12 protein-coding genes are annotated in these 13,950 nt (G+C 63.0%); 6 read left to right on the forward strand and 6 right to left on the reverse strand.

Features of this window, described 5'->3' with window-relative positions:
* The first annotated feature begins 238 nt into the window (after positions 1-238).
* From ACWAT4_RS13600 to ACWAT4_RS13610, 3 genes are all read left to right on the forward strand, one after another.
* Entirely contained in the window at positions 239-757 is a 519-nt protein-coding gene (locus ACWAT4_RS13600) for a MarR family winged helix-turn-helix transcriptional regulator (protein ID WP_212301344.1), read from the forward strand.
* A 148-nt stretch (positions 758-905) separates the two neighbouring features.
* Positions 906-2,597, forward strand: coding sequence for a benzoate-CoA ligase family protein (locus tag ACWAT4_RS13605; RefSeq protein WP_449730747.1), 1,692 nt, complete (start codon positions 906-908; stop codon positions 2,595-2,597).
* A 22-nt stretch (positions 2,598-2,619) separates the two neighbouring features.
* Positions 2,620-3,078 carry a RidA family protein gene (locus ACWAT4_RS13610; protein ID WP_212301468.1) on the forward strand — a complete coding sequence of 153 codons (459 nt, stop codon included), beginning with the start codon at positions 2,620-2,622 and terminating at the stop codon, positions 3,076-3,078.
* Between the two features lie 14 nt (positions 3,079-3,092).
* Here the strand turns inward: ACWAT4_RS13610 and ACWAT4_RS13615 are convergent, their stop codons facing one another.
* Positions 3,093-3,821, reverse strand: a complete 729-nt coding sequence (locus ACWAT4_RS13615) for a CBS domain-containing protein (RefSeq protein WP_212301342.1) — start codon at positions 3,819-3,821, stop codon at positions 3,093-3,095.
* 357 nt (positions 3,822-4,178) lie between these two features.
* On the opposite strand from ACWAT4_RS13615, the gene ACWAT4_RS13620 reads away from it, so the two are divergent.
* On the forward strand, positions 4,179-5,852 hold the full coding sequence (locus ACWAT4_RS13620; RefSeq protein WP_433995301.1) for a PHA/PHB synthase family protein: 1,674 nt from the start codon (positions 4,179-4,181) through the stop codon (positions 5,850-5,852).
* Here ACWAT4_RS13620 and ACWAT4_RS13625 read toward each other — a convergent pair.
* The 3 genes from ACWAT4_RS13625 to ACWAT4_RS13635 are packed head-to-tail and all read right to left on the reverse strand — an operon-like array spanning position 5,849 to position 9,373.
* On the reverse strand, positions 5,849-6,823 hold the full coding sequence (locus tag ACWAT4_RS13625) for a CHAD domain-containing protein (RefSeq protein ID WP_449730748.1): 975 nt from the start codon (positions 6,821-6,823) through the stop codon (positions 5,849-5,851). The genes ACWAT4_RS13620 and ACWAT4_RS13625 overlap by 4 nt on opposite strands.
* A gap of 19 nt (positions 6,824-6,842) precedes the next feature.
* Positions 6,843-8,366 carry a bifunctional aminoglycoside phosphotransferase/ATP-binding protein gene (locus ACWAT4_RS13630; RefSeq protein ID WP_449730749.1) on the reverse strand — a complete coding sequence of 508 codons (1,524 nt, stop codon included), beginning with the start codon at positions 8,364-8,366 and terminating at the stop codon, positions 6,843-6,845.
* 23 nt (positions 8,367-8,389) lie between these two features.
* Positions 8,390-9,373 carry a zinc-dependent alcohol dehydrogenase family protein gene (locus tag ACWAT4_RS13635; protein ID WP_449731208.1) on the reverse strand — a complete coding sequence of 328 codons (984 nt, stop codon included), beginning with the start codon at positions 9,371-9,373 and terminating at the stop codon, positions 8,390-8,392.
* 172 nt (positions 9,374-9,545) lie between these two features.
* On the opposite strand from ACWAT4_RS13635, the gene ACWAT4_RS13640 reads away from it, so the two are divergent.
* Together ACWAT4_RS13640 and ACWAT4_RS13645 are read left to right on the forward strand one after the other, a co-directional pair.
* Positions 9,546-10,385, forward strand: a complete 840-nt coding sequence (locus ACWAT4_RS13640; protein WP_212301339.1) for a universal stress protein — start codon at positions 9,546-9,548, stop codon at positions 10,383-10,385.
* 70 nt (positions 10,386-10,455) lie between these two features.
* Positions 10,456-13,146 (forward strand): bifunctional acetate--CoA ligase family protein/GNAT family N-acetyltransferase, encoded by a 2,691-nt coding sequence (locus ACWAT4_RS13645; RefSeq protein WP_449730750.1) that lies wholly within the window; start codon positions 10,456-10,458, stop codon positions 13,144-13,146.
* Positions 13,147-13,155: 9 nt separating this feature from the next.
* Here ACWAT4_RS13645 and ACWAT4_RS13650 read toward each other — a convergent pair whose 3' ends face one another.
* Positions 13,156-13,644, reverse strand: coding sequence for a phage holin family protein (locus ACWAT4_RS13650; RefSeq protein WP_449730751.1), 489 nt, complete (start codon positions 13,642-13,644; stop codon positions 13,156-13,158).
* Entirely contained in the window at positions 13,645-13,902 is a 258-nt protein-coding gene (locus ACWAT4_RS13655; RefSeq protein WP_249148938.1) for a hypothetical protein, read from the reverse strand.
* Positions 13,903-13,950: the final 48 nt, after the last annotated feature.

Consider the following 13,950-nt stretch of genomic DNA (forward strand, 5'->3'; position numbering starts at 1 on the left):
GTAACGATCGCGCTTGCGTTGCAAGGCGCGTACTCCGACCCAAGCTTATGCCGATGACGGCGCTCGCGGCAAGCCAAGCTCAAAGGCGTCACCATCGCGCGGGCGGTGCATGCAAGCGGCGCGCCAGTTATTTGAAGCCTAAAGAAATTCGCGTGCGGTCGATTGTTGCAGCTTTGGACTTGCGGCCGGCGTGGATTTATTTGAAGCTCAAAACGTTGGGGAATCCGAGCCGGCGCCAATGCCGGCCGCGAATGACTGCATCGAGATGCTCGATTCCGAGACCAAAGCCGTCGAAACGCCTGAGGACCACGCCGATGAACTCCGGCTGTGGTTGCGGCTGCTCACCTGCACGACCCTGATCGAGGGCGAGGTCCGCGGCCGGCTGCGGCAGCGCTTCGACGTCACGCTGCCCCGTTTCGATCTGATGGCGCAGCTCGACAAGGCGGCCGACGGCATGACGCTGTCGGACGTCTCCAAGCGCATGATGGTGTCCAACGGCAACGTCACCGGCCTCGTCGAGCGCCTCGTGGAATCCGGCCATCTCGACCGCCGAACCTCGGAGACGGACCGCCGCGTCCAGGTGATCCGCCTCACAAAACTCGGTCGCGCCGAGTTTCGCCGGATGGCCTCGGAACACGAGACCTGGATCGCCGATCTCTTTGCCGATCTGACGCCGAAGGATGTGCGCGAGCTGATGCGGCTCCTGGCCAAGACCAAGGCATCGGCGCAGAAATCGGCCGGTCGCCGCCGGCCCTAAGTCCGCTGGCCGACGCGCCCGCCAATCCCGCTTTGCCGCACGAAATGCATGGGATGCCCAAAATCCGCTATTGCACCAAATTGTTTTAAGCCTAAAATGTTTTCCAGTTCGTGCTGCCGGGTGCTTTCCATGCGCAAAGGAGCGTGCGATGGCCAACGCCGCCAAGGTTCAACTTTCGGGTTCGCATGACGGCAACGCTGCGACCGCCCATGTCGACACGTTCGGCCGGCAGCATCTACCGCCGCCCGAGCTCTGGCCGGAGTTCATCTTCACGCGGCCGGAACTGCACTATCCGTTGCGATTGAATTGCGTCAGCTATTTCCTCGACCGCTGGGTCGAGCAGGGGCAGGGCGATGCGCCTTGCATCATCAGTCCCGCTGTCAGCTACACCTATCGCGAGTTGCAGACGCTCGTGAACCGCATCGCCAATGTATTGGTCGGCAAGCTCGGTCTCGTCACCGGCGGGCGCGTGATGCTGCGCTCGGCCAACAGCCCGATGATGGTCGCGACTTATCTCGCGGTCATCAAAGCCGGCGGCATTTGCGTGGCGACGATGCCGCTGCTCCGCGCCAAGGAGCTGTCCTATCCGATCCAGAAGGCGGAGATCACGCTGGCGCTCTGTGACGGAAAGCTTTCCGATGAGATGGAGAAGGCGAAGCTGGCGGCCCCCGGCCTCAAGCATGTGGTCTATTGGGGCAACGGCGCTCCCGACTCGCTCGAGGCGCTGATTGCGGATGCGAGTGGCGAGTTTAGGGCGGTTGATACGGCTTCCGACGATATCTGCTTGATCGCGTTCACCTCTGGCACAACCGGCGATCCCAAGGGCACTATGCATTTCCACCGGGACATGCTGGCTGTCTGCGACGCATACGCGCGCAACATTTTGCGGGCCGAGCAGAAGGACCGTTTCATCGGCTCCGCGCCGCTCGCCTTCACCTTCGGCTTCGGTGGCGTGCTGTTCCCCATGCATATCGGCGCGTCCTTCGTCGTGCTGGAGAAGACGACGCCCGACGACATGCTGTCGGCGATCGAGCGGTACAAGACGACTGTCTGCTTTACGGCGCCGACCGCGTATCGCGCCTTGATCAGCAAGCTTCCGGGTCGTGACATTTCCTCGCTCCGAAAATGCGTCTCCGCTGGTGAGACTCTGCCCAAGCCGACATTCGATGCCTGGCTCAAGGCTACCGGTATCAAATTGATGGACGGGATTGGCTCGACAGAGCTGCTGCACATCTTCATCAGTGCGACCGAGGACGAGATTCGTCCCGGCGCGACTGGCAAGCCCGTTCCCGGCTATGAAGCCAAGATCGTCGATGATGACGGTAACGATCTGCCGGCGGGTACGATGGGAAAACTTGCAGTGCGGGGGCCGACCGGGTGCCGTTATCTCGCCGACGAGCGGCAGCGCAAATATGTCCAGAACGGCTGGAACATCACCGGCGACACCTATCTGATGGATAGCGATGGCTATTTCTGGTATCAGTCGCGTTCGGACGACATGATCGTGTCATCCGGCTACAATATCGCGGGCACGGATGTGGAAGTAGCGCTGCTCACGCATCCGGCTGTCGCCGAGTGCGGCGTCGTTGGCGCGCCGGACGAGGCGCGCGGGATGATCGTGAAAGCCTATGTCGTTGCTGCGCCCGGTGTAACGCCGGATGCAAAGCTCGCAGCCGAGTTGCAGGAGCACGTGAAACGCGAGATCGCGCCGTACAAATATCCGCGCGCGATCGAGTTCGTGACGCAGTTACCGAAGACCGAGACCGGAAAATTGAAGCGCTTCGCCCTGCGGCAATTGGCGCACGCGGCCGCGACGTCCTCGGGTGTCGCGGCAGAATGAGATGAGGATCAAGAAATTGTCCGTGACGACGCCGAAAGTTCCACAGGTCGCGGTGCTACCGACCGCAGAGGAGGATGACCCCGGCCCGAAGGCACAGGTGCTGCAGCCCTCTGGCTGGCCGATGCCAAAGGGCTATGCCAACGGCATGGCCGCTGAGGGGCGCTTCGTCGTGACCGGGGGCGTGATCGGTTGGGATGCCGAGGAGCGCCTCGCCGACGGCTTTGTCGCGCAGGTGCGCCAGACCCTGAGCAACATCGCTGAGATCTTGGCTGAGGCCGGTGCGCGGCCCGAGCACCTGGTGCGTTTGACCTGGTACGTCGTCGACATGGACGAATATTTGACGAACCTGAAGGAGCTCGGCCAGATCTACCGCGCCGTTTTCGGTGCGCACTATCCGGCGATGGCGCTGGTCCAGGTCGTCCGCCTTGTGGAGAGAGCGGCGCGTGTCGAGATCGAGGCCACCGCCGTCATTCCGCGCTGAGTCGGTTCTTGCGCTCAGCTTGCTTTGGCGAGGTCGTCGTCCTCGGGCGAGTTCAGGTAGACGCCGGACATGGTGTCGACCCAGCACAGATGGTCATGCACCTTCTTGACGCCCTCGACATTCTCCGCTGCGACGACAGCGGCCTGCCGCGAGCGTTCCTCGGTGATGACGCCGCTCAGGTGAACGATGCCGTCGCGTACGATGACGTTCAGCCCGAATGGGCACCAGTCGTATTTCTCCATGGCATCGATGATGCGACCGCGGATGTGATCGTCGTCGGCGGTCGGATCCGGCACCTCGCGGGCCAGGCCGGCCACGGCCTGCAATAAGTTGGCGCGTGATACGATACCGACGACTTTATCACTGCGCACCACCGGCAACCGTTTGACGTTGTTCCGTTCCATGAGATCGACGATCTCGGCAAGTGCCGTATCCTCGGTGATGGTTACAGGCGAGTCTGTCATCACCTCCGACACCTTGCGGCCGTGTTCGTGGACAAAGTCGCTAGCCGTCTTGCCGGGTCCGAGGATGAAGCTCAGCCAGCGGCCGCGCTTGCGTCCGGTGCCGATCTCACTGCGGCGGATGAAGTCTCCTTCCGAGACCACGCCAACCAGTTTGCCACGGTCGTCGACGACGGTAAGGCCGCTGACGTGACGTTTCAGCATGATATTCGCGGCCTCGACGATGCTGGTGTCGGGCGTGACCGAGATAACCGACCGGGTCATGATCTGGTGGGCGCGCATAGAATGCTCCGCTGGCTTGTCGAATTTCGATGAGAAAATCTAGATCAGGCCCCACGGTGCGGTTTGATGCAGGTCAAGCAGGTTCGCCGGTTAAGCGGTTGTGATCGAGCTCTGGAATTGATGCAGCTCAACGTCTCCTGGCCGGCTGACCATATCCTGTCGCGCATATGCGACCAGGAGCGCGCAGGGATGGCTATGAACGTCGTGCAAATTCTTCCTCGGCCCGAACAGCCGGCGCCGTCCATTGACCAGGCTGCGGACGTCAACCCCTCGGTGACGAATATCGAGCCGTCCGCCGCGACACCGGCCGTCGAGCCGATGGCCGAGCCCTACCTTTTCGATCGCACGGTCCACGCGATGCTGGCGCGGTTCACGAGCGGCATTTCGCCCGCGGCCTTGCTGCTCGCCTGGCTCGATTGGAGTTCCCACCTTGCCGTGGCGCCGCAGCGCCGGATGGAGATCGCCGGCAACGTCGTTCGTGATACCTGCCGTTTGCTGGAAGCTGCCGCGCACGCGACCTCGCCGGGACAAGAGCCCTGGTCTGTCATCCGGCCGGAGGGACGAGACCGCCGTTTCAGGGAGCCGCAGTGGGAAGTCGCGCCGTTCAATATTTTCGCGCAGGCGTTCTTGCTCGGAGAGCGCTGGTGGCACGATGCCACGACGGGAATTCGTGGCGTTTCGCGCGCGAACGAGGCCATCGTCGAATTCTCGACCCGTCAGATGCTCGACATGCTGTCTCCGTCGAACTTTGCGATGACCAACCCGGAGGTGCTGGAGAAGGCCTTTCAGAGTGGTGGAGAGAATTTCGTCTTCGGCTGGCAAAATTGGTGCGGCGATCTGATACGGATGCTTTCGGCCGCGAAGCCGGTCGGAGATGAGCGGTTCATCGTCGGACAGACTGTTGCGGCTTCGCCCGGCAAGGTCGTTTATCGCAATGAGCTGATGGAACTGATCCAGTACCATCCCACCACGGCGCAAGTACGGCCCGAGCCGATCCTGATCGTGCCGGCCTGGATCATGAAATACTATATCCTCGATCTGTCGCCGCAGAACTCGCTGGTCAAATATCTCACCGATCAGGGCTTCACCGTCTTCGCGATCTCCTGGCGCAATCCGGATGCCAGGGATCGGGATGTCGCGTTCGACGATTATCGTAAGCAGGGCGTGATGACCGCGCTGGATGTGATCGGCCGGATCGTGCCGGGTCAGAAAACCCACGCGCTCGGCTATTGTCTCGGCGGCACCTTGCTGTCGATCGCTGCCGCCGCGATGGCGCGCGACGGCGACGATCGCCTCGGCACTATCACTCTCCTGGCTGCGCAGACCGACTTCACCGAGGCCGGCGAGCTGACGCTCTTCATCAACGAAAGCCAGGTCGCCTTTCTCGAAGACATGATGTGGCAGCGAGGCTACCTCGATACGGCGCAGATGGCGGGCGCGTTCGCGCTGTTGCGTTCGAACGATCTGATCTGGTCACGGTTATCGCATGACTACCTGATGGGCGAAGCATCGTCGCCGAGCGATCTGATGGCCTGGAATGCCGATGCGACGCGGCTGCCTTATCGGATGCATTCGGAATATCTCCGCAAGCTGTTCCTCAACAATGATTTGGCCGAGGGGCGTTACCGGGTCGAGGGCAAGAGTATCTCGCTGTCCGACATCCATGTGCCGATGTTCGTGGTCGGTACGCTCGCTGATCACGTGGCGCCGTGGCGATCCGTGCACAAGATCCACTACCAGGTCGATGCCGACCTGACGTTCCTGCTGACCAGCGGCGGCCACAATGCCGGCGTCGTTGCGCCGCCCGATGATCCCGGACACAACTATCAAATCATGACCAAGGCCGCGGACGCGCCCTATGTGGGCCCCGATGAATGGCTGAAGCTGGCGCCGCATGTCGAGGGATCGTGGTGGCCGGAATGGAGCCGTTGGCTCATCGCGAAATCCGGCGAGCTCTGCGATCCGCCGCCGATCGGGCATGGCAACATTGATAGCCTGCCCGACGCACCGGGCGACTACGTTCGCACCTAGTCTTCGGGCTCCGAATCCGGCGTTAGGTCAGAGGACCGGAAGGTCTTGGCCTTGTCGAGTTTGCGATAGGCCGTCGAAGCCGTTCGCAACAGCTTCTTTTCGCGCTTGCGGTCGAGAAAGCGCATGCCAGCCTCCGGCACCGCTTCGTTCAACGAAGCGGCTAGCGTCTGACCGCGTGCGTCGTCGTTCAGCTGTCCGAGGGACTTTTGCGCCCTGCGCAATTGCTTGAGAATTGACTTCTGCTTCTTCAGCGCCTTGTGGGCAAACAGATCCTCCAGCGACTCGATCGAATAGGTCAGTCGCTTGTTGAGAATCCGCAGCTTGTGCCGCTTCTCGACGTCGAGCTTGCGCAGCTTCCGAGCTTTCGTGAGCAGCGTCCTTTCCCAATCGGTCAGTTGCGCCGTGGCGTGGTCGGCAAGCGGACAGCGGCGAAGTCTGATGGCCTCCTTGCTGCGCCTGGTTGACCAGGGGCCACGCTCGATCCAGCTTGATGTCTGCTCGACCAGGCGGCGATATCGCGCCGATTGCAGCGCACGGGCCAGCAGGCGATGGCTTTCGGCCCGCTTCTCGTCCCAGTGTTGGAGTTCTGCGATCACGGCGAGCTCGTCGCCGGTCTCGGCGACCACGCGTTCAATCGCGACGTCGAGGTCCCGCACCATGCCGAGCTGGCTGTTCAGCCATTTCAATTCGGCCCAGACCTTGGGGCGCAGGGCATCGTCGACCATGGGTGAAAAGAAGCGGATCGCGGTTCGCAGATGGGTCAGGGCGATCCGGATCTGATGCAGAGCGTCCGGATCGCCGCGGCAGGTCCCCTCATGCTGGGCGAGGACGGCTGCGAGATGACGGCGGGCGATGATCCGAAAGGCTGTATCACAGGCCATGCCGGGACTGAGGCGGCCCGGCAACGGATTGCGGCTCGCCGCCGGCTTGACACGGGCGGTCCTGGTCGAACTCGTAGTGGATCGCGCCATCCGCGCCAATCAGATTGCCCTATTTGCCTTCAGCGATCGTGTCCCGACATCTCTGGAGCGTCTGCGCTTGTGTCCCGGACGCATCGATGGTCGTCCACCCGATATGACCGATATTATAGTGCTCTTGCAATGCGGCAACCTCTTGCGTGGCATCGGATGCATCGCCGCGGCGTGCGCCGATTCGAGCCTGCCGGGTTGCCAGATCTGCGACCAGGAAGAGTCCGGTGAGAGGTACGTTGCAATCCCGGGCCAGTGCCGCGAAGGCGTCTCGCTCGACATCGCGGGCGAACACGCCGTCGACGATCGCGGAATGGCCCTGGGCCAGCACATGGCGGGCGCGCTCGGCCAACGCTATGTAAACCCGCTCCGCCAACTCGGGCGTGTATGCGGATGGCGGCAGCCGGTGCGTGTCCGCGACCCCGAACATCTGCTTGCGAATGACATCGCTGCGCAACACCACGGCACCCGGTTGCGGTGCGACCGCCGGCGCGAGCGCCCCCGCTAGAACCGTCTTGCCGGTGCCCGACAGTCCCCCCACCGCGATCAGACAGGGAGCGGGAGGCTGGATCAGCGCCCAGGCAAGGTTAAAATAGTGGCGTGCTTCATCGACGATGCCGGCGTCGTCGGAATGTGGCGGCCTCAATCGCGCCAGCGTCACCTGGGCGCGGATTGCTGCGCGAATGGACATGAACAGCGGCAGCACGCCGAGCGCATCGAGATTCCCGGGCGGCGTCTTGGCAAGATACCGATTCAGGACAACGTTTGCAGCGAGCGGCTGATCGTGGCGCAACAGATCCATCAGCGGGAATGCGAGGTCGTAGAGCACGTCGACCGTCGCCATCTGTGCGTCGAACTCGATGGCGTCGAACAGTACGGGTTGCCGCTCGATCAGCACAATGTTCGCAAGGTGCAGGTCGCCGTGGCAACGGCGGACGAAGCCTTGGCGGCCGCGTTCTTCAAGCAAGGGGCGGATGCGCAGGAATGCCCCGTGCGAGGCCTGCGCGAGCTGTTCGATCTCCTTGCCCGGCAGATGATCGCCGTTCCGCAGGCCATCGCTGTTGCCGTCGATCAGTGCAGGGATCGAGGAAACCCACGCCTCGCTGTCGGCAGGCGTCGCCGCCGCATGCGATGCCGCGATCGCATCGGCAATGGCCGACGCGAGGCCCGCATCGAACTTTAGCGCTTTCGCCAGATGATCCAGCGTCCGGCTCTCGTCGAATCGCGACATGTCGACGGCGTATTCGATCGGCCGGCCGGGGCCGCCGACCTTCACGGATCCGTCCGGCCGTTCTGTGATCGCGACGACGCCGTGGTAGATCTGCGGCGCCAGCGGCCGGTTGATCCGGATTTCCTCCTCGCAGGCCGCCTTGCGCTTCTCAAGCGTCGAATAGTCGAGAAATGGGTACTTGACCGCCCGCTTGATCTTTAACGCGCGATCGCCGTCGAGGAAGACCGAGGCGCCGTGGGTATCGATCCGCGTCACGCCCGGATGTCCAGCCAGTGTCTGGAAGATCCGCTCCTGGGCCGCCGTTTGATTTTCCATTGAAACAGACATCCGAAGCACCCTCAGGGCGTCAGCACGGCGGCGCCCAGAATCTGGCCGTTTCGCAGCATGCCCAGAACCTCGTTGGCTTGATCCAGGGGAAATGCCGCTGTCTCGGTGCGCACACCGGCTTGCGGTGCGATCTTGAGAAAATCCGAGCCATCCTGCCGGGTCAGATTGGCGACCGAGACCAACTGCCTTTCCTCCCAGAGCAAATCATATGGAAAACTTGGGATGTCGGTCATGTGGATGCCGGCGCACACGACGCGACCCCCTTTTCGGACGGCACGCAACGCGGTCGGGACGAGTTCGCCGGCTGGTGCGAAAATGATGGCGGCTTCGAGGGGCTCGGCGGGCATCTTGTCAGAAGCTCCGGCCCAGACGGCACCAAGACGTCGCGCGAACTCTTGTGCGGCGTCATCGCCGCGCCGCGTGAATGCAAAGACAGTTCGTCGTTGCCAGATCGCGACTTGCGCGACGATGTGGCCGGCCGCGCCAAAGCCATAGAGGCCGAGCCTTTCCGCGGGACCAGCCAGCACCAGCGAGCGCCAGCCGATCAGTCCAGCGCATAGCAGGGGTGCGATCTCGACGTCATCATCGCCTTCGTCGAGCGGAAATGCATAGCGCGCGTCGACAATCGTGTGCGTTGCGTAGCCGCCGTCACGCGTGTAGCCGGTGAACAGCGGCGCGTCGCACAGGTTCTCCACGCCTTCCCGGCAGAACCGACATTTTCCGCATGTAAAGCCGAGCCAGGGAATACCGACCCGGTCGCCAAGCGCGTGTGTTGCCACATTGGGGCCAACGAGGTCGACCCGACCGACGATCTCATGGCCAGGTACGATCGGATAGCGAATATCGGGCAAATCGGCATCGACGACGTGCAGGTCGGTCCGGCATACCCCGCAAGCGCCGATCTTCACCCGGATTTGGCCATCGCCTGGGAATGGGTCAGGCCGCTCCTCCATTCGGAGTCGCGCTCGTGGGGCCGTTAACACCATTGCACGCATAAGCCTCTCCAGGGCGAGCCGCTCCGACTGATTATCCATAGGGTGACGGAGCGACCAGCCCTTGACTTTGGTCAACGCTCGGCGTCGCCCGGCCGGCCGGCGTTCCCCGCCTTGACGAGAATCAAGGGATTTGACGAAAAGCGGCCTATTCTGGCCGGCAAGGAGAATCCCGATGCCGATCAAGGACGTCTTTCTGCCGCTCGTTGGCGAGCCGCGTGCGCCCACGCTGGCCGCAATTGAGAAATGCGTCGCAGTTGCCGCCGACCTCGGCGCCAGGATCACCGGGCTCGCGCTTGAGGACGATGGTTTCGTCCGGCCGAAGGTGGTATTTCCCGATGATCCGGTGGCCGCCGAGTTCAGCGCTGTGCGCGAGGCGGGCGATATGCAGCAGCTCCTGAATGCATTTACCAACGCGGCCGCGCGCACCGGCATTCGTGCCCAAAGCCGATCAGAGAGGGTGCCGGCGGACGAGATCGCATCGACCTTGGCCGCGCATGCGCGCTTTAGTGACCTCACTTTGATTCCCGTGAAGCCGCACGACAGCCGAACTGAAAACCTCGTTGAAACGTTCCTGTTCCAATCCGGCCGGCCGCTGCTGCTCTGCCCGGAGCAGCATGTGGAGGCGCTGCGACCGGAATTCGAGAACGTCATCATTGCCTGGGATCATTCGGCACGCGCTGCGCGTGCGGTGGGCGACGCATTGCCGATTCTGCAAGCTGCCGCTGCGGTGCGTGTGATCACGGTAGCGGATGACAAGGACGACGCGATTACGCAATCCGGCACCAGTCTCGTCCACCATCTCAGGGAACACGGGATTTATGCGTCCTTCGAAACCGTGAAGGGCAGCGGGAGCTCGATCGGCAAGGTGCTGGAGAGTTGGGCGCAATCCCACGCCGTCGACGCCATCGTCATGGGCGCCTACCATCATTCGCGCCTCAACGAGACCGTCTGGGGCGGCGTGACCAAGACTGTCATAGGCCAGCCACCGTGCTGGGTGATGATGTCGCACTAGGTGCGTTTCACCGTATATCCGGGTTAGCCTCTTGCTGTCGGACCCGTTGCCCGATCGGACGATTATGATCATGTCGACCTACCGCCTGAAGAACCTCTTGTCGCCTCGGTCCGTGGCGCTTGTCGGGGCGAGCCCCCGTCAAGTGTCGGTGGGGCGCGCGGTCCTGGAAAATGTTCGCACGGCAAAATTCAAGGGACAGTTCGGCCTTGTGAATGCGCGTTATTCCGAGATCGGCGGGATGGCCGCGGTGAGCAGTCTGGCTCAACTCCTCTTCGTGCCTGAGCTCGTCGTCATCACCGCGCCGGCGGGGGAGGTTCCCGATATCATCGACCAGGCCGGCCGTCGCGGCTCGGCCGGTGCCCTGATCGTCTCGGCGGGGCTTGGCCACGGACCGGGATCGCTCGAGGAAGCCGCCCTGGCGGCGGCCCACAAATACGGCATGCGGCTGATCGGTCCCAATTGCCTCGGCGTCATGATGCCCGGCGTCAGCCTCAATGCGAGTTTCGCGGCGCACATGCCTGGAGCTGGAAACCTCGCGCTGATCTCGCAATCGGGCGCGATCGCTGCCGGCATGGTGGATTGGGCGGCGCAGCGCGGCGTCGGCTTCTCGGGCATCGTCACGATCGGCGATCAGATCGACGTCGACATCGCGGACCTGCTCGACTATTTCGCGATGGACCACAAGACTCGCGCCATCCTGCTCTACATCGAGGCCATCAAGGACGCGCGGAAGTTCATGTCGGCGGCGCGCGCCGCGGCGCGCGTGAAGCCCGTCGTCGTGGTGAAGTCCGGCCGCATGACGCAGGGTGCAAAGGCCGCCGCCACGCATACGGGCGCGCTCGCTGGCGCCGACGCGGTCTACGATGCGGCCTTCCGCCGTGCCGGCGTCCTTCGGGTGTCCGATCTACGTGAGCTGTTCGATTGTGCCGAGACGCTTGGGCGCATAGGATCGCCCGCGGGGAAGCGTCTTGCCATTCTGACCAATGGTGGCGGCATCGGTGTCCTGGCGATCGACCGGCTGGCGGACCTCGGCGGAATTGCCGCCCCCATGACACCGGATACGCGCGAGAGGCTCGACGCGGTGCTGCCGCCGACCTGGTCTGGCGCAAATCCCATCGACATCGTCGGCGACGCCGACGCGTCGCGTTATGCGGCTGCGCTCGAGGTGTTGCTCGACGATCCCGGGAATGACGCTATCCTCGTGCTCAACGTGCAGACTGCAATAGCTTCGGCCGCTCAGATTGCGACGACGGTGACCGAGCTCGTCGGCAAATATCGCGAGAAGCACCGCAGTTGGGCCAAGCCGGTGCTGGCGGCCTGGGTCGGGGCCGATCAGGAGATTATTGCGACGCTGTCCGGCGCGGGCATTCCGAATTACCCGACCGAAGACGACGCGGTGCGTGGCTTCATGCATTTGGTGCGGCATCGCGAGGTGGTCGACGAACTGAGCCAGGTTCCTCCTGCGATGCCCGACACCTTCATACCGGATGTGGCGGCAGCGAAGCAAATCGTCGCAACCGCCATCGCGGATGGTCGGAAATGGCTCGAGCCCGTCGAGATCAAGCATCTGCTCGGGTGCTATGACATCGGGATGGTGCCGACCTATGCGGCGGCAGATATCGAGCAGGCGGTCAACTATGCGGATGAGATATTCGCGCAAGGCGCCACCGTCGTGCTCAAGATCCTGTCGCGCGATATCGTGCACAAGTCCGATGTCGGCGGGGTCGTGCTCAATCTGACCACACCGGGCGCGGTGCGCACGGCTGCCGCCGATATCCTTGCGCGGGCGAAGAAGTTACGGCCCGAAGCCCGGATCGATGGCATCATCGTGCAAGCGATGGTCGTCAAGGCAAAGGCGCGCGAGCTGATTCTGGGCCTCGCCGACGATCCGACCTTCGGCACGGTTGTCGTGTTCGGCCGGGGCGGTACGGCGGTGGAGATTATCAACGACAAGGCCTTGGCGCTGCCGCCGCTCGATTTGCAGCTCGCCCGAGATCTGATTGATCGTACCCGCGTGTCGCGGTTGCTCCGCGCCTATCGCGATGTGCCGGCCGTCAAGCAGGACGCGGTCGCGCTGGTGCTGGTCAAGCTGGCGCAGATGGCGACGGATATCCCTGAAATTCGCGAACTCGATATCAACCCGCTGCTTGCCGACGAAACCGGCGTAACGGCCGTCGATGCCCGCGTCGCGGTGGGGCCGCCGCAACGGAAATTTGCAGGCTCGGGCCCCGCGAATTTTGCCGTCCGCGCCTATCCATCGCAATGGGAACGCCGCTTTACCCTCAAGGAGGACTGGCACATTTCGGTGCGGCCCCTGCGTCCCGAGGACGAGCCAACCATTCACGAGTTCCTGCGTCACGTCACGGCCCACGATCTTCGCCTGCGCTTCTTCGCGCCGATGAAGGAGTTTACCCACGAGTTCATCGCGCGCCTCACCCAGCTCGATTATGCGCGCGCAATGGCATTCATCGCATTCGATGACAAGAACGAGATGGTCGGAGTGGTGCGGCTTCACTCTGACTCGATCTACGAGAGTGGTGAATACGCAATCCTGCTGCGGTCCGACCTCAAGGGCAGGGGGCTCGGTTGGGCCCTGATGCAGCTGATCATCGACTACGCAAGGTCGGAAGGGCTGAAGACCATCTCGGGCGACGTGCTCAAGGAGAACGTCGTGATGCTCGAGATGTGCCGGCAGCTCGGTTTCGAGGTGAAGCCGGACCCGACCGAACCCGATATCTGCGACGTTCGGCTGAAGCTCTGAGGCCCGCGGCTACGAGCGGGTTTCGGACGCCGTGGTCGTGGCGGGCTCTCTGGCCGGCTTTCGCATGTTCTTGACGATGATCGCGATCAGCGGCACCAGCACCGGCACGATTGTGCTGAGTGGATGATGTACCGCGCCAGTCAATTGGGCCTGGAACGCGCGGGCTTCGAGCTGAAGAGCTTCGATCGATGTGCCGTGGATTTCGTTGGCGAGCTCGATGTCGCGGCCCGACGGCGGACGCCCCGCGAGGATGAAGAGGATTCCCGCGATGGCGAAATTGATCGCTCCCAGGACGGCGGCTGCGGCGATCGCGCTCCAGATCTGGACCAGCGCGAAATAAGCGGACAGCTCGAGCATCAGGAGCCCGAATGCAGCGATCAGCGCCGCGAAGGCCCGCAAGCCTAGCCCGATCAGCAGGTGGCGGAGCCTGATATCCGCGATGATCCTGTCCGTGCGCCACAGGGCCCGCAGATGCTTGACCACATTTTCCGTGTTCACCTAATGTCTCCTCAGCATGAAGCCGACGACCACGCCGAGCGCAAAGGCGGAAGCCAGCGAGGCTACCGGGCGCTCGGTGATGAGATCGTGCAGCTGCTCCTGCTCTTCGCTGACGGTTTCGCCGAGTTCGGCCAGCGCGGCCTTGATCTGATCGGCCAGGGCTTCGGCACGCTCCTTTGACGTCTCGAACATGTCCTCGCCGGCGGTGCTCAGCAGACGTGTGACGTCGACCTTGAGTGCCTTTAGCTCATCGTTCATTCTGCCGGTATCGAACATTGGCGGTCTCCGTTGCATGATCGTAGCCTA

It is taken from the genome of Bradyrhizobium sp. T-1, assembly GCF_053592855.1.